Annotated in this window: 18 protein-coding genes and 1 other annotated feature; all 18 genes read right to left on the bottom strand. The window is 28.8% G+C overall.

Annotation, left to right across the window (positions count from 1 at the left end):
- Window positions 1–230: 230 nt before the first annotated feature.
- The 18 genes from JNUCC81_RS03640 to JNUCC81_RS03555 all read right to left on the bottom strand — a co-directional run bounded on the left by JNUCC81_RS03640 (window position 231) and on the right by JNUCC81_RS03555 (window position 21,623).
- A complete protein-coding gene (locus tag JNUCC81_RS03640; protein WP_454095351.1) occupies window positions 231–1,919 on the bottom strand; it encodes an AbgT family transporter in 1,689 nt (562 codons plus the stop codon).
- Between the two features lie 185 nt (window positions 1,920–2,104).
- Window positions 2,105–3,793 carry an AbgT family transporter gene (locus tag JNUCC81_RS03635; protein ID WP_454095350.1) on the bottom strand — a complete coding sequence of 563 codons (1,689 nt, stop codon included), beginning with the start codon at window positions 3,791–3,793 and terminating at the stop codon, window positions 2,105–2,107.
- A gap of 477 nt (window positions 3,794–4,270) precedes the next feature.
- Complete coding sequence (gene ileS, locus JNUCC81_RS03630) at window positions 4,271–7,378, bottom strand: isoleucine--tRNA ligase (RefSeq protein ID WP_454095349.1); 3,108 nt, start codon at window positions 7,376–7,378, stop codon at window positions 4,271–4,273.
- A gap of 95 nt (window positions 7,379–7,473) precedes the next feature.
- Window positions 7,474–7,752, bottom strand: a binding site (T-box leader).
- A gap of 73 nt (window positions 7,753–7,825) precedes the next feature.
- Window positions 7,826–8,362 (bottom strand): DivIVA domain-containing protein, encoded by a 537-nt coding sequence (locus JNUCC81_RS03625; RefSeq protein WP_208334661.1) that lies wholly within the window; start codon window positions 8,360–8,362, stop codon window positions 7,826–7,828.
- Window positions 8,363–8,372: 10 nt separating this feature from the next.
- Window positions 8,373–9,158, bottom strand: a complete 786-nt coding sequence (locus tag JNUCC81_RS03620; protein ID WP_454095348.1) for a YlmH family RNA-binding protein — start codon at window positions 9,156–9,158, stop codon at window positions 8,373–8,375.
- Between the two features lie 11 nt (window positions 9,159–9,169).
- Window positions 9,170–9,430 (bottom strand): YggT family protein, encoded by a 261-nt coding sequence (locus JNUCC81_RS03615; protein ID WP_454095347.1) that lies wholly within the window; start codon window positions 9,428–9,430, stop codon window positions 9,170–9,172.
- 25 nt (window positions 9,431–9,455) lie between these two features.
- Window positions 9,456–9,914 carry a cell division protein SepF gene (locus tag JNUCC81_RS03610; protein WP_208334664.1) on the bottom strand — a complete coding sequence of 153 codons (459 nt, stop codon included), beginning with the start codon at window positions 9,912–9,914 and terminating at the stop codon, window positions 9,456–9,458.
- 33 nt (window positions 9,915–9,947) lie between these two features.
- Window positions 9,948–10,646: a YggS family pyridoxal phosphate-dependent enzyme gene (locus JNUCC81_RS03605; RefSeq protein ID WP_454095346.1), complete on the bottom strand. Its 699-nt coding sequence runs from the start codon at window positions 10,644–10,646 to the stop codon at window positions 9,948–9,950.
- Between the two features lie 13 nt (window positions 10,647–10,659).
- A complete protein-coding gene (locus tag JNUCC81_RS03600) occupies window positions 10,660–11,766 on the bottom strand; it encodes an HlyD family efflux transporter periplasmic adaptor subunit (protein ID WP_454095345.1) in 1,107 nt (368 codons plus the stop codon).
- 325 nt (window positions 11,767–12,091) lie between these two features.
- A complete protein-coding gene (gene spoIVA / locus JNUCC81_RS03595) occupies window positions 12,092–13,564 on the bottom strand; it encodes a stage IV sporulation protein A (RefSeq protein WP_208331675.1) in 1,473 nt (490 codons plus the stop codon).
- Between the two features lie 84 nt (window positions 13,565–13,648).
- Entirely contained in the window at window positions 13,649–14,671 is a 1,023-nt protein-coding gene (locus tag JNUCC81_RS03590; protein ID WP_454095344.1) for an NAD(P)H-dependent glycerol-3-phosphate dehydrogenase, read from the bottom strand.
- A gap of 27 nt (window positions 14,672–14,698) precedes the next feature.
- A complete protein-coding gene (gene plsY, locus JNUCC81_RS03585; RefSeq protein ID WP_454095343.1) occupies window positions 14,699–15,307 on the bottom strand; it encodes a glycerol-3-phosphate 1-O-acyltransferase PlsY in 609 nt (202 codons plus the stop codon).
- 23 nt (window positions 15,308–15,330) lie between these two features.
- On the bottom strand, window positions 15,331–16,656 hold the full coding sequence (der, locus tag JNUCC81_RS03580) for a ribosome biogenesis GTPase Der (protein ID WP_454095342.1): 1,326 nt from the start codon (window positions 16,654–16,656) through the stop codon (window positions 15,331–15,333).
- Between the two features lie 14 nt (window positions 16,657–16,670).
- A complete protein-coding gene (locus tag JNUCC81_RS03575; protein ID WP_454095341.1) occupies window positions 16,671–17,999 on the bottom strand; it encodes a DUF512 domain-containing protein in 1,329 nt (442 codons plus the stop codon).
- A 162-nt stretch (window positions 18,000–18,161) separates the two neighbouring features.
- A complete protein-coding gene (locus JNUCC81_RS03570; protein WP_208331670.1) occupies window positions 18,162–18,362 on the bottom strand; it encodes a capping complex subunit for YIEGIA in 201 nt (66 codons plus the stop codon).
- A 1-nt stretch (window position 18,363) separates the two neighbouring features.
- Window positions 18,364–19,296 carry a YIEGIA family protein gene (locus JNUCC81_RS03565; protein WP_208331669.1) on the bottom strand — a complete coding sequence of 311 codons (933 nt, stop codon included), beginning with the start codon at window positions 19,294–19,296 and terminating at the stop codon, window positions 18,364–18,366.
- Between the two features lie 20 nt (window positions 19,297–19,316).
- A complete protein-coding gene (locus JNUCC81_RS03560; protein WP_454095340.1) occupies window positions 19,317–20,249 on the bottom strand; it encodes a YIEGIA family protein in 933 nt (310 codons plus the stop codon).
- 87 nt (window positions 20,250–20,336) lie between these two features.
- Window positions 20,337–21,623: an ATP-binding protein gene (locus tag JNUCC81_RS03555; protein ID WP_454095339.1), complete on the bottom strand. Its 1,287-nt coding sequence runs from the start codon at window positions 21,621–21,623 to the stop codon at window positions 20,337–20,339.
- Window positions 21,624–21,641 lie beyond the last annotated feature (18 nt).

The following is a 21,641-nucleotide window of genomic DNA, read 5'->3' as shown; positions in this document are numbered from 1 at the left end:
TTTCATAATACATTTTTTTACATTTTATGTAAACATAAAATAAGGTTTTCAGAAAATTTAATCTTATACATTTTTCTACCTTTATCAACATTTTTATATTTTTAATTTAGTTTCCTATTTTATATTTATTTTAGTTAAAATATGATTTTATTTTTTTGATAATTATATATTTAAATACTTCAATAAAAAAATAGAGATATCTCTATATTGAGATATCTCTATTTTTTATACTATATAAAGAATGACTGTCCTGGTCCTACTGGAAGTCCTGTTAATGCCCAAATCACAGCAAATGCAGTCCATCCTATTAAGAATGTAATTGCTATTGGCATCATCATACTCATTAAGTTACCAACGCCAAATTCTTTCTTATATTTTTGTCCAAATATTACTATAACTCCAAGATAACTCATTAATGGAGATATGATATTTGTTGATGAGTCACCTATTCTATACATTAGCTGTGCACCTGCCGGGCTAAATCCTGCAACCATTAACATTGGTACAAATATTGGTGCAAGTAGTCCCCATTTAGATGTAGCTCCACCCATAAATAAGTTAATAAATGCTGTTAAGAATATAAATGATACCATTAATACCATAGACATAAACATGCTTCCTTCTGGTATTTTAGAAACTATGCTAGCACCTAATGATGCAACTAATACTCCAAGATGAGAATCATTGAAGTAGTTTATAAATTGTGCAACAAAGAATAATATAACTATTATCGGAGCCATATCAGCCATTGCTTTAACCATTGCCGGCACTATATCAGTACTCTTTTTAAATTTTCCTGATTTAAATCCATATACTAGTCCACTTACAGCGAATATAACAAACATTAACATCATTATCATGTCGCCTTTAAAGAATATAGAATCTAGGAATCCTGTTTTAACAGCAGTTTCAACTAACTTACCATCTTCACCTATACTAGTTAAAGGTACTGTAGTAGATAAATCTCCAACTATAGGTATGACATTATTTTTATCTAATGGTAATGCTGCTAAAACTATTAATCCAACTACTAAAAGCAATATTTTATTAGTAAATTTATATGCATCTTTTTCTGCTTTAGTTGTTTCATGATCTGGTTCTATATTTGCTTCTTTTTTATTAAATGAACCTAATCTTGGTTCAACAAATCTGTCTATAACAAATGTTCCAAGTATTATTATTACTGCAGTTGAAGCCATCATGAAAAACCAGTTACTTGTAACTGATAGTGCCCCAGCTAAATTAGTAGATGCCATTGCATCTCCTGTTTCAGCTGCTGCCTGAGTAAATGGTAAAAGTAGAGCATCAGTGGAACTTACAAAAAGATTTGCACTAAATCCTCCAGATACCCCTGCAAATCCTGCTGCAAGACCTGCAAGTGGGTGTCTTCCTAAAGTATAATACATTAATGCTGCAAGTGGTATTAATACAACATAGCCTGCATCAGATGCAACATTAGATATAACCCCTAAGAATATAACCACTGGTGTAACAAGTTTCATTGGAGTAGCATGCACTATACTTTTCATTGCTATTGCTAAGTATCCACTATTTTCCATCAACCCTATTGCTAACATTATTATAAGTATCGCACCTATTGCTTTCATATCCATAAAGTTAGCTATAGCTGTTCCTACAATATAAGATAAACCATTAGAATATGTTTCCGCTACTGTAGTCCCTGTAGCTCCAACTTTTAAAACTTCAATTGGATCTTGACCTAATAAGTTGTTTATCGGGAAGTCCCCCAGTGGTGTATTTGCTACTACACCTGCCGTCCCAAGTATTGCCGATAGTACTAGTACAAATGCTGCTATGTATATAAACATTAGCACCGGATGAGGAAGTTTATTTCCAAGACTCTCTACCTTGTCCATAAACCCTTTCTTTTTCTTTTCTTGATTTGCACTTACATCCATGTAAAATTACCTCCTCAATTATATTTTATTAATAATTGCCAAGTTAATTCTAGCACAGCTTGATAACGTTTTCATTATTTTCCTGAATTTTACAAAAACTTTTTTATATATATTCTGTATACAACATGTATTTAAATTTTTTTATAAAAAAATAGACTGATACGTATCAGTCTATTTGATATTTATTATATAAAGAAAGATTGACCTGGTCCTATTGGAAGTCCTGTTAATGACCATATTATAGCAAATATAGTCCATCCGATTAAGAATGCCATTGCTATTGGCATCATCATAGTCATTAAATTACCAACACCAAAATCTTTTTTGTATTTTTGCCCAAATATTACTATAACTCCAAGGTAGTTCATTAACGGAGATATTATATTTGTTGATGAGTCACCTATTCTATACATTAGCTGTGCACCTGCTGGACTGAATCCTGCAACCATTAGCATTGGTACAAATATCGGTGCAAGTAATCCCCATTTAGATGAAGCTCCACCCATAAATAAGTTAACAAATGCTGTTAAGAATATAAATGCTACCATTAATACTATAGACATAAACTTACTACCTTCTGGAATATTTCCAACTAGGTCAGCTCCTAATGAAGCAACTAATACTCCTAAGTGAGAGTCATTGAAGTAATTTATAAATTGAGCTACGAAGAATAATATAACTATTATCGGAGCCATATCAGCCATAGATTTAACCATTGCTGGTACTATATCTGCACTCTTAGCAAATTTTCCTGATTTAAATCCATAAACTAAACCACTAACTGCAAATATAACAAACATTAACATCATTATCATATCGCCTTTGAAGAATATAGAATTTAAGAATCCTGTTGTAACTTCAGCAACAGCTAACTTACCATCTTCACCTATACTAGCTAAAGGTACTGTAGTAGATAAATCTCCAACTAAAGGTATAGTATTATTTTTATCTATTGGTAAAGCTGCTATTACTATTAAACCTATAACTAAAAACAATATTTTATTAGTAAATTTATATGCATCTTTTTCTTTTTTAGTTATTTCATGATCTGGTTCAACATTAGCTTCTGCTTTATTATATTTACCTAATCTTGGCTCAACTATCTTATCTATAATAATAGTACCAAGTATTATTATTACAATAGTTGATCCCATCATAAAGAACCAGTTACTTGTAACTGATAATGTCCCTGCTAAATTAGTTTGTGCCATTGCATCTCCTGTTTCAGCTGCTGCTTGAGTAAATGGTAAAAGTAGGGCATCAGTAGAACTTACAAAAAGGTTCGCACTAAATCCTCCTGAAACACCTGCAAATCCTGCTGCAAGTCCTACAAGTGGATTTCTACCTAATGTATAATACATTAATGCTGCAAGTGGTATTAATACAACATATCCTGCATCTGAAGCTAGGTTAGACATTATACCTAGGAATATAACAACTGGAGTAACAAGCTTCATTGGAGTTGCTTGTACTATACTCTTCATTGCCATTGATAAATATCCACTATTCTCCATTAAACCTATTGCTAACATTATTATAAGTATTGCACCTATTGCTTTCATATCCATGAAGTTATTTATCGCTGTTCCTATAACATAAGATAATCCATTAGAATATGTTTCTGCTACTGCCGTTCCTGTAGCTCCAACTTTTAGAACCTCAATTGGTTTTTGTCCTAATAAGTTATTAATCGGGAATTCACCTAATGGTGTCTTAGCTACTACACCTAAAGATCCAAGTACTGCTGATAATACTAACACAAATGCCGCTATGTATATAAACATTAACACTGGATGAGGCAATTTATTTCCAAGTTTTTCGATCTTGTCCATAAAGCCTTGTTTTTTCTTTTCTTGCTTTACACTTACGTCCATCAATTATTCCTCCCTATAATCTTTTTAAATTAAAATAATTATTACTAGGTTAATTTTATCACACTTCGACATCGTTTTCTTGTTTTTTCTGAAAGTTCTAATTTTTTTACAAAATTCCTTGTATTTGTTTTATTTTATATAGTAGCCCTCTATTACCACTTTATTTTTTAAAGTCATTTTTATTTTTACTTATTCATTTTTTATTTTCTTTGTTATTTTTTTATTTATATTAAGTATTTTCAATATATTACCATATTTTTTAATTTCCGAAAAATCTAAATATATTATATTTTCATTTTATTGAAATAGAACTTTAAAATCATGCAAATAAATTTATTTATAAAAATTTATTTTTATATTAATATGGTATTTTCTAATAAATTTTTTATAAAATATAGTTTTATTTCTAACAAAACATTATTATTTTTCATAAAAAAGCCCTTATAAATTATTTATAAGGGCTTTTTATTAATATATTTATTTCTTTATAACTTTTATTCCTGTCATATGGTCATTTAAGTTATGCTTTTCTAAGCTTTCATCTTCAACTCTAGTTACTTTTAATGCTAAAGTTTCAGTTTTTATATATTCTTCAAAGTTTTCAACTGCTTTTGCTATTTCATCATCTGAAGAGTACTCTATATCTATATTATCTAATACATCAAAGCTAGATGATTTTCTTATTTGTTGTATCTTAGATATGAACTCTCTAGCATATCCTTCATTTATTAGTTCATCACTTAAAGTAGTATCTAATATAACGAATAAGTTATTTTCCATAGATACATTGAATCCTTCTTTAGCCGCTATGTTTATTAATACATGCTCTTTATTAAATTCAAAGTTTTCTCCGTCTATATCAACAGTTAAAGACTCACCATTTTCTAACTTTGGTACAACTTCTTGTGCATTTAATTTATTTAATGCACCAGCAAAGAATTTCATCTTAGCACCTAATACCGGTCCTAATACTTTAAAGTTTGGCTTTAAGCTAAAGTTCATGTATTCTCCTAAATCTTTAGCAAATACAACTTCTTTAACGTTAAGTTCTTCTTTTATTAAGTCAACTACATCGCTTATAGTTGTTTCAAACTTACCATCTACTAATACTTTTTGTATTGGTTGACGTACTTTTATTCTAGTAGCTTCTCTTGATGCTCTACCTAGAGTAACTAAGTTTTTAACTAAGTCCATTTTTTCTTCTAACTCATTATCTAATAAATTATTGTTGCACTTTGGATAAGAAACTAAATGAACTGAAGTTTCTCCAGTTAAGTTTCTGTATATCTCTTCTGATATATGAGGAGTAAATGGAGCTATTAATTTACAAAGCTCTGTTAATATTTCAAAAGTAGTGTTATAAACTGATTTTTTATCTTCTGTTAATTCAGTTGCCCAGAATCTTCTTCTTGAACGTCTTATATACCAGTTAGATAAGTCTTCATTTATAAACTCTTGTATACTTCTTACTGTTTTATTTAATTCAAATATTGCTAAGTTTTCTTCAACTTCTTTCTTTAAGTTGTTAAACTTTGATAATATCCATCTATCAAGTTCTGGTCTGTCTTTGTAATCTACAAAGAACTCAGTTGGATTAACTCCATCCATATTTGCATATAATGTAAAGAAGTTATATACATTTTTTATAGTTCCTAAGAACTTACTTTGAACTTCTTTTAATCCATCTACATCAAATCTTGTTGGAGTCCATGGTGGAGATACATATAATAAGTACCATCTTAAGGCATCTGCTCCATGTTGGTCAAATAATTCAAAAGGATTTACAGTATTTCCTCTTGATTTACTCATCTTTTTACCTTCTTTATCAAGTACTAGGTCATTAACTAATACCTTCTTGTATGGAGCTTTCCCCATAACAAATGTAGATATAGCAAGTAACGAATAGAACCATCCTCTAGTTTGATCTATACCTTCACAGATAAAGTCTGCTGGGAATAATTCTTCAAAGTTTTCTTTATTTTCAAATGGATAGTGATGTTGAGCAAATGGCATAGATCCACTATCAAACCAACAGTCGATAACATCGCTTACTCTTGTCATTGGCTTACCACAACATTCACATTTTAAATGTATATCATCAACATATGGTCTGTGAAGTTCTACTGTTTCTGGATTTACGTCTTCTATAGCTTTCTGAGCAAGTTCTGCTCTTGATCCTACAGAATCTTTATGTCCACATTCACATCTCCATATATTTAAAGGTGTTCCCCAGTATCTACTTCTTGATACTGCCCAGTCATTTAAGTTTTCTAACCAGTTACCAAATCTTCCCTCACCTACGAAAGATGGGTACCATTCAACTGTCTTATTATTTGCTATTAATTGGTCTTTTAATTTTGTCATTTCTATATACCAGCTTGGCTTAGCGTAGTATAAAAGTGGAGTTTGACATCTCCAGCAATGTGGATAGTTATGAGCTACCTTTTCTTTACTGTATAATTTATTTTCTGCATGTAACCATTTGATTATTTCAACATCTAGCCCCTCTTCCATAACGAATTTACCAACCCAAGGAGTAGCTGTATATTTACCTGTTTCATCAACTGGTTGTAATACTGGTAAATTGTATTTTCTACCTAAATTATAGTCATCTTCACCAAATGCTGGAGCAGTATGAACTATACCTGTACCATCTTCAGTTGTAACATAATCACCACATGTTAGGAAAAATGCTTTTCCATCAGTTTCAACAAAAGGCATTAATTGTTCATATTGTATATACTCTAAATCTTTACCTTTCATCTCATCTAATACTTCATAGTCCTCACCTAATACTTTGTTAGCTAATGCTTTAGCTACATAGTATACTTCATCATTTTGCTTAACTTTTAAGTAGTCAACTTCTGGACCTACAGTTAAAGCAACGTTTGATGGCAATGTCCAAGGAGTAGTTGTCCATGCTAAGAAATATTCATCAGCATCTTTTCTCTTAAACTTAGCTATTACAGTATTGTTTTTTACTTCTTTATATCCTTGAGCAACTTCGTGTGAAGCAAGACCTGTTCCACATCTTGGGCAGTAAGGAAGTATTTTATGTCCATCATATATATATCCTTCTTTATTAAACTTATCTAATATCCACCATACTGATTCTATATAGTTATTATCTAAAGTTATATAAGGATTATCTAAATCTATTTCATATGCCATTCTCTCAGTCATATCTCTCCATTGCTTTTCAAAAGAGAAAACTGATGCTCTACATTTTTCATTAAACTTATCTATACCATAAGCTTCTATTTGTTGCTTATCTGATAAACCTAATTCTTTTTCTACTTGTATTTCAACTGGTAATCCATGAGTATCCCATCCAGCTTTTCTTTTTACTTGATATCCGTTCATAGTTTGGTATCTACATACAGAGTCTTTTAAAGTTCTAGCTATAACATGGTGTATACCTGGATTCCCATTAGCTGTTGGAGGTCCTTCAAAGAATACAAAACTTGGATCATTTGTACCTTTTTCTAAAGTTTTTTCTAATATGTTTATATCGTTCCAGTACTTCGATACTTCAGCTTCTGCTTGTTTTACAGAGCTATCTACTAATGGCTTAAACTTGGCCATAATATCACCCTTTCAAAATTTATTTTAATTAACATAATCTACTATATTTTCATGAGTTCGTTAATTTTTTGTATTAAAAAACTCGTCCCCCTAATAAAAGGGACGAGTATTAATCGCGTTACCACCCTAATTCTATATACAAACAATGACTTAGTTCATTCTATAAAACAATATATTTTATAAAATATATAAGTACTTATATATAGCTCTCTAAAGTATAGTATAACGGCACTAACCGGCTCAGCTTAATCGACTATTGTCTTTCAGCCTGCAGCTTAGGAGTGATTTTCAACTTTATAAATTTATTGGCTCTCAGCAATTGCCAACTCTCTGTAAAATTATCTAAAACCTACTGTCTCCATCTTTGCTTTTAAAATTATGTTTAAGTTTATACTATGAAATTTTATAATAAGTTTTTAGAATAGTCAATATTTTTTTGAGAATTCATTAATCTAAAGTTGCAGCTACTTCTTTTCCCTTATCTAAATCTAGATTATACATAGTTTTAGTTTCAAATTCTACAAGCTCCTGATTATCTACATTATAAAATATTTCATCTATACTTCTTATTTCATCTTCTAGTAAAGATTTGAATTTATTTCTAAATACTTTAAATTCTTTTGCTAAATAATCATATTCTTTTCTTATTTCTATAACACGATTATTAGCTTGTTCTACTATTTGTCTTGATTTTAAATCAGCTTCTTCTACTATTATTTTAGCTTTTTTATTTGCTGCACTACAAGTATCTTCAGCTGCAGTTTGAGCTGTTATAAGTGTAGCTTTTAAAGTTTCTTCTATATTTTCATACTTATTTATTTGATCTTGATATAATCTTACTTTCTCTTTAAGTTCTGAATTTTCTCTATATAATAATTCATAGTCTTCTTTTATTATATCTAAAAATTCATCTACATCTTCTTCTTTGTATCCTCTTAAAGCCTTTTTAAACTCTTTATTTTCTATTTCAATTGGAGTTAGCATATATTACCTCCTATATTATTAACTTAGCTTGAATTTTTATTCTGCCTTTTTTTGTTATATCTCCCACTTGAACTATCTTTGCTCTTCCCTTACCTCTAACAGATATTAATGAATCATTAGTAATTTCTTTAGATGGTGAAGTTATCTTCTCATAATTAACTTGAACTCTTTCACCATTTATGTATTTTGCACTTTCTTGCCTAGATATATTATAAAGTCCACTTACAATACAATCTAGTCTTTCTGATGATACAGTAAAAGATACTTCTTTATAATTTAATTTACTTGGTATAATCTCATCTCTTGAAATTTCAGATACAGATACATTATTTCTTGATACTTTATTTAAATTCATAATTATAAAATCACATATATCGCTACTAACTATTATTTGACAAAAGTTATCGTGTATAATTATATCCCCTACTTTTTCTCTCTTTATGCCTAAATTCATAAGAGCCCCTAAGTAGTCCTTATGAGATATACTGTTAAATTTAAAGTTTCCTTCTACCTGTATAAATCTTAAGCTATTTTCTATATCTTCATATTCCATATAAAATGGGTATATAAATATTGAACTTCTCTCACAGCCTTCATATCCACCATCAACAGTGTACTTTATATCACTGTTTGAGTTTAATATAGATATTGCATTTTTTACTTCATAAGGGTTAAAAAAATCAGTATGTTTAACATCATAGTTTTTCAAAGTAGAATTTACCTTATCTATAACCTTAAACATCTTATTTTTTAAATCAATGTCTTTTATATGATTAGTTAGTTTTAATTTGTCCATCTATGCCACCTTTAGAAAAATAAAGGAACTAACACATTTCTTAATAATGTAAGTACTAGTATTGCTATAAGCGGAGTAAAATCAACTGGTCCATTCATATACTTATAAGTTATATTTCTTATTGGATCTTCTATTGGATCTGTTATACGAGACAACATATCATATAGTTGACTTTGATACCCTCCTGGAAACCAAGTCAATAAACTTCTTACAACTATAACACCTATTAGTATATCAAATAGATATCCTAATGCTATTCCTATTATATTCATTTTAAAACCCCTTTAAGTATTTATTTTATTTATTATTTTGCCAAGGGAAAAGTGTTTTACTTTCTAACTCTTTCTTTAAATTAGCATCTATATCTACATTATTTGGAGCTAATATAAATATAGCTTTTGATACTTTTTGTATAGTACCTTCAAGTACATAAACTGCACCATTCATAAAATCAAATATTGATTTACGAGCTACTGCATCATTTAAGTTTTCTAAATTTACTATAACTGCTCTCTTTTGTTTTAAGTGATCAGCTATAGTCGTTACTTCATCATATTTTTTAGGCTCTACTATTACAACTTTCATATGACTTGATGCATGTAAATTTACAATTTTAGCAGCTTTAGAATTTCCTATAGAGTTAAATTCTTCCATTGTTTCAGTTTCTTCTATAGATTCTTCATATTCTTCTTCATATTCATATTCATCTTCTTCCATAAACCAGTTTTTTATTTTAGATATCATTCCATCTCCCATTATTAACATCCTCCTTAGTATTTATTCCTACCATTAATTATAGTTTCTCTTTCCAAATATCGATGTCCCTACTCTAACCATATTAGAACCTTCTTCTATAGCTACTTGATAGTCATTACTCATTCCCATAGATAGGTAATCCATAAAAACATTATGTATATTTAATTTATCTATTTTTAAAGATAAATTTTTAAGACCTCTAAAAACAGTTCTTACTTCATTTTCATCTTTACTAAAAGGTGCCATAGTCATGAGACCTTTTATTCTTATATTTTTATAATTTGCTGATACTTCCTTTATAAATTCTATAACATCTTTCTCTTCTAGTCCATGTTTACTTTCTTCTTTTGATATATTAACTTGTATTAAACAGTCAATCGTTCTATCTATTTTCTCAGCACGTTTTTGAATTTCTTCACATAAAGCTTGTCTATCTAAAGAGTGTATCATATGAACTTTATCTATTATGTATTTTACTTTATTTGTTTGTAAACTTCCTATTAAATGCCACTTAACTTTATCTCCTATAACCTCATATTTTCTAGCTAATTCTTGAGGTTTATTTTCACCTACATCAGTTACTCCATTGTTTATAGCTTCTAATACTGAATCTGAATCTACAGTTTTTGTTACTGCTAACAATGTAATATCTTCGCTATTTCTATTAGACTTACTTGCACATTCTTTAATATTTTCTCTTACATAATTTAAATTTTCTTTAATAGTTCCCATTTTATCGCCTGCTTTATTTTAATATTTTAATATTTTTATTTATATTGTTAGGTTTTAAAATGATTTCATCATATAAACTAACAGTTTTTATATTATTTATATCATTTTTATAATAATCTATAAATATAAAATCATCATTTTCATATTCTATTCCTTTTAATTCTTTAAACTCTATATCTTGAGTCTGTTCATTAACTACATATACGCCTTGTTTGTCATCTACTGTTTTTATAGATTCTTTAGGTATTTTCAAACCTTCTATTTGTTTATATATTATATCAAATTCTTCCACTCTTGTATCGTAAATTCCTACATTTTGCTCACTTATTTTAAATATAATCACAAAGTTTTCTTCATCTTTATACATTTTTTCAACTTTTGCGTTCATTTTTTCACTTTTTAAACCTATACATACGTCTTGATTTATTTTAAATAGTTTTGATTCTTTCTTATCTACATATACTGCTATATACATATTATTATTATCTACTATTCTAGCTACGGTATCTCCCTCTTTAACTTTCTCTTCATTTTCCTTAGTTTCTTGGAAGTTGTTATTAGCTGACTTTATATCTTCTTTGCTTATACTATTTAGATTTTCTAAATTATATTTTTCTTCATTTTCATCAAATTTATAAGATAAAATACCTGATATACTGCTATTTATATTTTTCATGTTTTTATTTTTTTTACTGATTAATACCTCTTTTTGTTCTTTTTTAGTTTGTAGATTTTTTAATGTTATCTCATTACTTAATTTACTAGATTTATTCTTTGAGCTTTTGCTTGTCTTTTCAAGTTCTTCAATTTCTTTGTTTAGTGCGTTTATATCTTTATTTAAATCTTCAATATTATTGCTCATGTATATGCTTCCTATTTTTTGAGACTTTCTAACTTTTTCATGTTCTTTCGCTGATAAATTCAGTTCTCCACTTTCAGGTGATTTTACTAAATATTCATTTCTTATTATTAATCCCTTTTTTGTTATCTTAGCTTCTAAGTCTTCATTTTCTAATAAGAAAGTTGTTGTAGTTTTACCAAGAATTAATAATAAAACTTGAAATATAATATAAATAAAAACTCCCAATATTAATATATTAGAATATTTGATTTTTCTCATAGCACCATCCCCTATTTCGGTTAAATTATTTATACTATTTCTTCAAATCATATTGTATTCCCTTTTACTCATTACAATAAAAACAATACATACTTTTATTATTTTCTACTAAAATATTATGATATTTTCAATATCTTCCATTAACTAATTACATTCATCAAAAATTCGTTTCACTTTAGCTACATATTGGCGAATGATTTCATGACTATAAGGATATTTCATTTATGTTCAATGTTAAATATATTTTTTTAAAAAATAAAATAGTTTATGAAAATAAAAAAAGGACAAGTTTTAATTTATAAAACTTGACCTTATATTTTATTTATTATAATAATATAGTAATTATATTACTGCTGCCTTCATTAATAATTTTTTGTAGTGTTCTTTGTATTTTTACTCTTATTTCTTCTGGCATAGTATATAACTTACTTTGTAGTTGTTCTTTTACTAAATCATGTAATGACTTCCCAAACATATTAGATGCCCATATTTCACTTGGATTTTGCTCAAATTCATCTAATAAGTATTTGATCATTTCTTCTCCCTGATTTTGGTTTCCTACTATAGGAGATACCTCTGTTGATATATCTGCCTTTATTATATGAAGAGATGGGGCATTAGCTTTTAATTTTATTCCATATTGCTTTCCTTGTTTAATTATTTCAGGTTCTTCTAAGCTAAGTTCATCTAAAGATGGAGCTACTACACCATATCCTTTAGTCTTAGCATCTACTAATGCACTTTCTATTTTATCATACTCATTTTTAACTCTAGATAATTTAGTAACTAAACTTAATAACTGATGATCTCCTTCTATTTTGAAACCACTCTTCTCTTCTAATACATTGTAGAATAAGCCTTGTTTTGCAGTTAAATCAATACTTATAACTCCTTCACCAAGTTCTACATTATCTACTTCTGTATCTTCTAAGAATTCTAATTCTGAAAATCCTTGTACGATACTATCTATATCTCTTATTTTTCCTATTTCTGCTATACTTTGTTTTAATGTAAATATTATGTTATTTTTAATCCAGTGATTATTTTCTAATCCTTCTACCCATTGTGGTAAATTTATTCTTATTTCATTTAATGGGAAATCATATAAAACTGTTTCTAAAACATCTTCTATATCATCTTCATCCATTGCCACTACATTTAATGGTACTATTGGTGCATCATATTTTTCTTCTAATTCAGCTCTTAAAGCTTCAGTTTCTTCGCTATATGGATCTAGTGTATTTAATACTATTGCAAACGGCTTATTTAAAGATTTTAATTCGCCTATTACTCTTTCTTCTGCTGAAACATAACTTCTTCTATCTATTCCTGTAACAGAACCATCTGTTAAAACTACTATCCCTATTGTTGAGTGGTCTCTTATAACTTTTTTAGTCCCTATTTCAGCTGCTTTTTCAAATGTCATAGCGTCTTGTGACCATGGAGTTGATACTAATCTTTGTTTTCCCTCTTCTTCGTGGCCTAATGCACCATCTACTATGTACCCAACACAATCAACCATTCTTACTTTCATAGAAACATTGTCTCTAATTTTTATTTCTACTCCATCAGCTGGAACAAATTTAGGTTCAACAGTCATTATTGTTTTCCCTGATCCACTTTGTGGAATTTCATCTTGAGTTCTTTCTTTTTTAAATTCATTTTCTATGTTCGGTAATACTAATTTTTCCATGAACTTTCTTATAAATGTAGATTTTCCTGTTCTTACAGGCCCTACTACACCTATATATATATCCCCTTGTGTTCTTTTCGCTATGTCCTCATATATGTTGTTCATATAATTCCCCTCCTGCATATAGTTTCTTAATAAATTATATTTTAGGGATGTCATTATTATTACAAAAATAAAAAAAAGCTAGGATTAAAATCCTAGCTTTTCATTTACTATTTCTTCCATTTCATGAGTTTTATTTCTCATCATTAATTCGATTACTACTTCATTAGCATTTGAACCTTGATGTAGAACAGAATATATGGCATTTGTTATAGGCATATCTATATTTAGTTTTTTTGCAACTTCATATGCTACTTCTGTAGCTGTTATACCTTCAACTACCATTTTCACTTCTTTTAATGTTTCATCTAAGCTCTTTCCTTGTCCTATAAGTATACCAGCTCTTCTATTTCTACTATGCATACTTGTACAAGTAACTATTAAGTCTCCTATACCTGAAAGTCCTGCAAATGTAGATACATTAGCTCCCATTGCGGCTCCAAGTCTTCCAATTTCACTTATACCTCTAGTCATTAATGCAGCTTTTGCATTATCGCCAAGGCCTAATCCATCACATACACCTGCTCCAAATGCAATGATATTTTTTAAAGCTCCTCCAAGTTCAACTCCTACTATATCAGGATTTGTATAAACTCTAAATTTAGGACTCATAAAAACATCTTGCACAACTTGAGCTATCTCTAAGTTTTCTGATGCTACTACTACTGTAGTTGGTATATCCTTAGCAACTTCTTCTGCATGAGATGGTCCAGATAAAGTTACATATGGATTATTCGGTAGTTCTTGTTCACAAACCTCGGATAGTCTAAGTCCTGTTCCTTTTTCTAGACCTTTTGCAACATCAACAAGTATTTGTTCTTTCTTTACAAATGGCTTTATCTGAGATGAAACACTTCTTATAGCTTGTGATGGAACTGCTAAGACAATAATTTTACTATTTCTTACGGTTTCTTCTAAATTAGTACTTACAGTTATATTATTTGGAAATAATATTCCTGGTAAGTAATCTATATTTTCTCTAGTTTTATTTATTTTATCGGCTTGTTCTTCATTTAAAGTCCACATACTTACTTCGTAGCCTTTTTTCGCTAGTACTAGAGCTAGGGCACTACCCCAACTTCCTGCTCCTAATACACATATTTTTTCCATGTTAAACACCACCTAAACATACTAAAATTATTCTTTCTTTTGTCCTATTTTTCTTTCAGTTCCTTTTAGTAATCTTTTGATATTTTCTCTATGAGTATATATAACAGATATAGTTAAAAATAAAGTTACTAATATACCCTTTTGATTTTTTGAAAACATCATTATTATTGGAGACATAGCTATTCCAACAACTGATCCTAATGAAACATATTTTGTAATAGCTACAATTACTATAAATACTAAAAGACAAATTAATGCAATTATAGGATTAACTGCTATCATAGCACCTAGTGAAGTTGCAACACCTTTTCCGCCTCTAAATCCTAAAAATGCTGGCCAGTTATGTCCGCATACAACACCTACAACTGCTACATATCCAGCAGTAACTACATCTAATCCTACTATTTTAGCTATCATTTCAGATATAAATACAGCTACTATTCCTTTTAGTACATCTCCTATAAAGGTCATTGCTCCTGCTTTTTTCCCATGGGTTCTAAGTACATTTGTTGAACCTGCATTACCAGACCCTTGTGTTCTTATATCTTCCCCCGTTAGTCTCTTAGCAACTATATAAGAAGTGGATATGTTTCCTAAAAGATATGCAATTATTATAATCATTATATAACTAATCATATTAACCCCCTTAGGTAAAACTATTACTTTCTATTTTTTTCTCTGTATTCAAACTGTACTGGAGTACCTTCAAATCCAAAGTTTTCTCTTATTTTATTTTCAAGATATCTTTGGTATGAGAAGTGAGTTAGATTCTTATCATTTATAAATAATGTAAACTTAGGTGGTTTAACTCCTGTTTGAGATCCATAGTAAATTTTTAATCTCTTACCTTTGTCTGATGGTGGTTGATTTAACATTACTGCTTCACCTATTACATCATTTAAAGCTGAAGTCGAAACTCTCTTAGCATGTTCACTTGCAACGTATTCAACTGTTTCTAATATTTTGCCCATTCTTTGGTTAGTCTTTGCTGAAACAAATATTACTGGTGCATACATCATGAACGGGAATTTTTCTTTTACTTCTTTAGTGTAGTTGTTTAATGTATGGTTGTCCTTTTCTATTAAATCCCATTTATTAATTACAAATACGCATGCTTTACCTTCATCATGAGCTATGCCTGCAACCTTTGTATCTTGCTCTGTAAATCCTTCTGCAGCATCTATTACTATTAATACTACGTCAGCTCTATCTACTGCTGCCATTGATCTTATTACACTGTATTTTTCTACATTTTCATATATCTTACTTTTTCTTCTAAGTCCTGCAGTATCTATTAAAAGGAATTTTTGTCCATTTTTTTCTACATAAGTATCAACTGCATCTCTAGTAGTTCCTGCTATTGGACTTACTATAACTCTTTCTTCTCCTAATATATTATTAAGTATCGAACTTTTTCCTGCATTAGGTTTACCAGTTATAGCTACTCTTATCATATCTTCGTCATATTCAGTGTTTAATCCTTCTGGGAAATTCTGAATAACTTCATCTAATAAATCTCCAAGTCCCATACTATTTGCACTTGATATAGCAAAAGGCATACCAAGTCCTAATTCATAAAAATCGTATACATTATCAAATTGACTTTGACTATCTATTTTGTTTACAACTAATATTACTGGTTTTTTAGTTTTTCTAAGTATTTGTGCAACTTCTCTATCCGCTGCTGTTAAACCAGCTTTTCCATCTACAACAAAAAGTATAATATGAGCCATATCCATAGCAAGCATTGCTTGATTTCTCATATGAGATAATATTATATCTCCAGTCTCTGGCTCTATACCTCCTGTATCTATTAATGTAAAGTAATGATTTAACCACTCTACTTCTGTAAATATTCTATCTCTAGTAACTCCTGGTGTATCTTCTACTATAGATATTCTTTTTCCCGCTAATTTATTGAATAATGTTGATTTACCAACATTAGGTCTTCCAACAACTGCAACTACTGGTCTATTATCGCTCATAATATTCTCCTTTCTTATTTTAAAATTTTATCTACAAAGTCTTTTCCTTCATTTAAGCAAGGTATAACTTCAATTTCCATAATTTTTATTAGTTCTTCTAACGTTATATTATCTAAAAATATTTCCTCATCGGCTTTAAGCATACTTCTTGGAATATATAAAGTTTCACCTAAATCTTTATCTTTTAACTGACCTATTATATCTGTTGCAGTTATAAGCCCTGAAACAGTAATTGTCTCTCCAAAGAAGTTGTTTACTATTTTATAAACATTTATCTCTACATCGCTACATTTTTCCATTATCTCATTAGACATACTTTTTATAAATTCATATGCAGAGTGACCTGTAGCTATTGATACCTTCTTATTTTTAGATATTTTATCTGGTTTTAGTATTTTTAGTTGGTCTTGTATTTCTCTTTCAAGTTTACTTATCATACCTACACCATTTTCAAACTGTATAAATCCTTCATATTCATCATAATCTAATAATTTTTTATTAGCCATTATATAAAACTCATCTGATAAGAATATAAATCTTGTTCCTAATTCTTTAAGGTATTTTTCTTGTAACTCATTTACTAAATCAATAGCTTCTCCTGCTGTTTTTTCATTGAATATTTCTAAATTTGGAAGATGTTCTCTATGTTTAGTTATTCCAACTGGAACTGCCGCTGCACTATTTACATATGGGTATAATTTAGATAAATCTGATACCGTTCTAATTAATTCTTCTTTATCATTATATCCAGGACATAATACTATTTGACAGTTCATTTGTATCTGAGCTTCTGCTAATCTTTGCATTATACTGTATAATCTTCCTGCAAATTTATTTTTAATCATTTTTTGTCTTAACTCAGGATTTGTTGTATGAACTGATATATTTATAGGACTTATTCTATATTTTATAATATTATTTATATCTTCTTCACTCATGTTTGTAAGAGTTATAAAGTTACCTTGCAAAAATGATAATCTTGAATCGTCATCTTTAAAATAAAGTGTTTCCCTCATTCCTTTTGGAAGTTGGTCTATAAAACAAAATACACATTTATTTCTACAACTTTTAGCCTGATCTATAATAGGATTTGTAAATTCAATTCCTAAATCTTCATCATAATCTTTTTCTATTTCGTATACATATACGTCTCCATTGATTTTTTTTATTTCAACTTCTAAGTATTCATCACTTAATAAAAATCTATACTCTATTATATCGTGTACTGCTTGATCATTTACCGAAATTAATAAATCTCCAACTTCGATTCCTAATTCATTTGCAATACTACCCTCATATACTTTACTTATTATGTTATTTACTTTTTTAACATTTACTTCCATAAATTATCACCACTTTTCTTTCGTAAATACATCATATTATAATACCATGTTTTGATAAAAATAGTCAATATTCCCCATAATTTAAAAGGTACCTATAGGTACCTTTTAAGCAATGACCGATTTTATATAGTCATTTGTTACATAAGTAAAACAAATTTTAAATTAATGTTTAACTATAATTAGTGTTCCATTAGTCATATCATGAACCATACCACTTACACATTTTGCCATAAGCATAGCTTTATGTTGTAAATCTTTTTCATTTTCTGCGTAAAATATTGGGCATCCTCCGCCATTTTTCATTTCTTTATTAGTTGTTATTATTGCTAGCGTATATTCATTTAATCCTATATTCATTCCCATACTACATACTTCCTTTCTTACCTATTGTGTAATTTTTTAATGATAAATTTTTTCCCTTAGCACTTGATAAAATAGGACATGATTTTACTGCTTCTATTACCTTATCTATATCTTTTTCTATAGGTATATATGCTATCATTATACTTTCATTCTTAGGATTACGTCTTGGAAGTGGCACAAATGCAGGCTCATTATGTTCTCTAAGTAATCCTAATCTTGAATATATATTATATAATATTGCTTGTCTTTGACCTGGGTCATATAATATACCTGCATTTGTATAACTTTTATCTTTAGGTATAATTTCAATTCCTATACCTTTAGTTAAATATCTTTTTCTATCACTTTCAAGACCTATATTTGTTATTCCTTTTAAATCTCCTATTTGCATTATTGAACCATCTACAAAGCTTATTTTAGCTTCAACAACATCTGCAATATCCCCTATACTTTCTCTTCTTAACAATCTTTTAAGCATAAAAGTTAAAGCTAAGCCCGAAACCCCACTTATTACTAAACTTATAGTTTTTCCTATATTAGTTTCGGATATAATTATATAATACATACCTACCGTAATAAGAGATGTTGTTATACACATATAATTCCTTACTTCATATGTTCTTGCTATCTCTTCTATAAATGCCTCTCCTCTTTTTACTAGTTGAACATCTTCTAAGTTTTGAAGAGTGTTTCTTCTGTTTTCTCTTACTTGCCTAAACTGTTCCGCTGCTAATGATAAAAATGTTATTGAAGTATATGACCTATTTATTAAAGCAGGAACTAGTAGTGCACCTAATGAAGATGCTACGAATGCAAGTACAAGCTGAGATAATAATATATTTGGCTGAGCTGGGTATTGTTTTTGATCTAGATTTAGCATTATAAGTCTAGATATCATACCTATTGCAAGGCCTGTAAAAAATACTCTATCCATTTTTCCACCTCTTTATCTAACTATTGTGTTTTCATCTTATATGCACTTTGTTTTCCTTTAGCTGTCTCTATAATAGGAACACTCTTTATAACTGCTATCATTGTATCTATATCCTTTTTTATAGGTATATACGGTAAAACAACCGTCATCTTATCCAAATCAGTTCTTGAAGTCGTTATAATATCTTTTTCGTCTACATCCTTATCTATTCCCATATGAATAAATATATTATGTATTATTGCATCTCTTTGTCCTAAATCATTTACTATTCCAAAGTCACCTATACTCTTTGGAATTATTTCTATTGCTAAGCCTTTTTCTAGATATCTCTTTTTAGTGTCTTTTAAACCTATATTAGTTATTACAACATCATTTACTTTTAAAATAGATCCTTCAAAATGTATTTTAGCAGGAACTACATCTGCTATGTCTCCAATACTACTTCTTCTTAGGTATCTTTTAAATATAAGCCCAACTATAACACCTGCAATAATTGCTAGACCTGTACAGAACCAAAATCCTAGGTCATACCTTCTTGCAAATACTATATATACTACAGATGCTGCTAGAGCTGAGAATAAGCTTATATAACTTCTCGCCTCATAAGTTGTAGCTATTTCTTCCACATATGCGGATCCCTTAGGAACTAATTCCGCATTATCAATATTTTCTAATGTAATTCTCTCTTGCTGGGCTAAACCTTGAAACTGTTGTATTGCAACTGCAAAAAATGTTAATGCTGAAAACTCTTTATCTAAAAGAGCTGGTAACGCTATTGCTCCAAGAGATGCGGAAAGTCCAGATATTATTATTTGTTCTAAGTAATCTTGAGGTCGACTTGGATATTGTCTATCTGTGACCCTTAGTACAAATCCTCTACATAATATTCCTATAACTAGGGCAACTACAAATGCATGTCTAAATAGGTTATCATTTATTATACTGTCATTCATTGTTTCAACTCCTTTTATTTTGTACAACTAATTTATAAATTTCCTTATACGCTTAGTTTGCACAAAAACAAAAAAAAATTTCCTTTATTAAAGGAAATTTTTTTTAGGTATAGTAACAATGAATTCGCTGCCTTGCCCTAATTGACTATTTACATTTATAGTTCCACCTATATTCTTTACTATATGTTTAGTTATGGCTAACCCTAGACCCGTTCCACCTACATCTCTACTTCTAGCCTTATCGACCCTATAGAACCTTTCAAATATTCTATAAATATCTTCTTTAGGTATACCTACACCTTCATCAATTACTTTTATAACTATATTATTATTTTCTAAAGTAACTACTACATTTACATTTTTATTATCAGGTGTATATTTGATAGCATTATCTATTAAATTTAAGAATATTTGTTTTATATAATCTCTATTAGATAAAACTTTTATTGACTCATCACTAAATTCATATGATAACTTTATATTTTTAGATTTAGCTATATAACTTGTTAAATCATATACTTCTTTAAATACCTCATATACAGATACATTATCATATGACATATTTTCATTATTTTCAATAAAGGATAATAATAAAATATCATCAATCAATCTTTTTAATCTATCTGATTCACTCTCTATTATTTCTAAAAATCTATTTCTTGTTTGTATATCTATATTTTCATTTAGCTTTAATGTTTCTACAAATCCACTAATAGAAGTTAATGGCGTTTTAAGTTCATGACTTACATTTGCAACAAAGTCACTTCTCATATTTTCTAATTTAACTTTTTCAGTAATATCTTCTATATTAATAATAGAACCAATTATTATGTTATCAAAATCTTGAAGATATATTGGATCTAAATTAACTTTATATACTACATCATCTTTAGTTTTAAGTTGTAAACTTTTACTTTTTTTTGAGCCTTTAAATAATATTATTTCTTTTAATATTTTTTCTTCTTTTATTACTACGTTAATATTATTTCCTTCTATAGATTTATTTGTATCACATTTTAATATTCTTTTAGCTTCTTCATTTATTAGCATTATATTCCCATTTATATCTACAGCTAAAATTCCATGAGATATACTTTTTAATATAGATGTCATTTGGAGATGATTATATTCAACTTCTGCTATTGTGCTATCCATTATTTTTATCATCTCATTAAAGTTCTTAGCTAGTTCACCAAGCTCACCTTTAGCTGATATATTTAACCTTGAATTAAATTCTTTATTGCTTATCCTTTTAGAAACATAAATAAATTCCTCTAAATATCCTCTTAAGCTTAATGTATATCTTATAGATATTATTGCTATAATTACTGAAACTAGGGCAATAAAAAATAATATTCCTTGCAATTCTTCCATAAAATAGTTCTCCTAAAT

It is taken from the genome of Faecalimicrobium sp. JNUCC 81 (assembly GCF_053667625.1).
The sequence above is the reverse complement of the archived record's forward strand: the minus strand, read 5'-3'. Positions and strand labels throughout refer to the sequence as shown.

Bases quoted from the DNA above. Each gene is read 5' to 3' on its own strand.
- JNUCC81_RS03640 (WP_454095351.1), bottom strand. From the start codon at position 1,919: ATGGATGTAAGTGCAAATCAAGAAAAGAAAAAGAAAGGGTTTATGGAC.
- JNUCC81_RS03635 (WP_454095350.1), bottom strand. From the start codon at position 3,793: ATGGACGTAAGTGTAAAGCAAGAAAAGAAAAAACAAGGCTTTATGGAC.
- ileS (WP_454095349.1), bottom strand. From the start codon at position 7,378: ATGGCCAAGTTTAAGCCATTAGTAGATAGCTCTGTAAAACAAGCAGAA.
- JNUCC81_RS03625 (WP_208334661.1), bottom strand. From the start codon at position 8,362: ATGCTAACTCCAATTGAAATAGAAAATAAAGAGTTTAAAAAGGCTTTA.
- JNUCC81_RS03620 (WP_454095348.1), bottom strand. From the start codon at position 9,158: ATGGACAAATTAAAACTAACTAATCATATAAAAGACATTGATTTAAAA.
- JNUCC81_RS03615 (WP_454095347.1), bottom strand. From the start codon at position 9,430: ATGAATATAATAGGAATAGCATTAGGATATCTATTTGATATACTAATA.
- JNUCC81_RS03610 (WP_208334664.1), bottom strand. From the start codon at position 9,914: ATGGGAGATGGAATGATATCTAAAATAAAAAACTGGTTTATGGAAGAA.
- JNUCC81_RS03605 (WP_454095346.1), bottom strand. From the start codon at position 10,646: ATGGGAACTATTAAAGAAAATTTAAATTATGTAAGAGAAAATATTAAA.
- JNUCC81_RS03600 (WP_454095345.1), bottom strand. From the start codon at position 11,766: ATGAGAAAAATCAAATATTCTAATATATTAATATTGGGAGTTTTTATT.
- spoIVA (WP_208331675.1), bottom strand. From the start codon at position 13,564: ATGAACAACATATATGAGGACATAGCGAAAAGAACACAAGGGGATATA.
- JNUCC81_RS03590 (WP_454095344.1), bottom strand. From the start codon at position 14,671: ATGGAAAAAATATGTGTATTAGGAGCAGGAAGTTGGGGTAGTGCCCTA.
- plsY (WP_454095343.1), bottom strand. From the start codon at position 15,307: ATGATTAGTTATATAATGATTATAATAATTGCATATCTTTTAGGAAAC.
- der (WP_454095342.1), bottom strand. From the start codon at position 16,656: ATGAGCGATAATAGACCAGTAGTTGCAGTTGTTGGAAGACCTAATGTT.
- JNUCC81_RS03575 (WP_454095341.1), bottom strand. From the start codon at position 17,999: ATGGAAGTAAATGTTAAAAAAGTAAATAACATAATAAGTAAAGTATAT.
- JNUCC81_RS03570 (WP_208331670.1), bottom strand. From the start codon at position 18,362: ATGGGAATGAATATAGGATTAAATGAATATACGCTAGCAATAATAACA.
- JNUCC81_RS03565 (WP_208331669.1), bottom strand. From the start codon at position 19,296: ATGGATAGAGTATTTTTTACAGGCCTTGCAATAGGTATGATATCTAGA.
- JNUCC81_RS03560 (WP_454095340.1), bottom strand. From the start codon at position 20,249: ATGAATGACAGTATAATAAATGATAACCTATTTAGACATGCATTTGTA.
- JNUCC81_RS03555 (WP_454095339.1), bottom strand. From the start codon at position 21,623: ATGGAAGAATTGCAAGGAATATTATTTTTTATTGCCCTAGTTTCAGTA.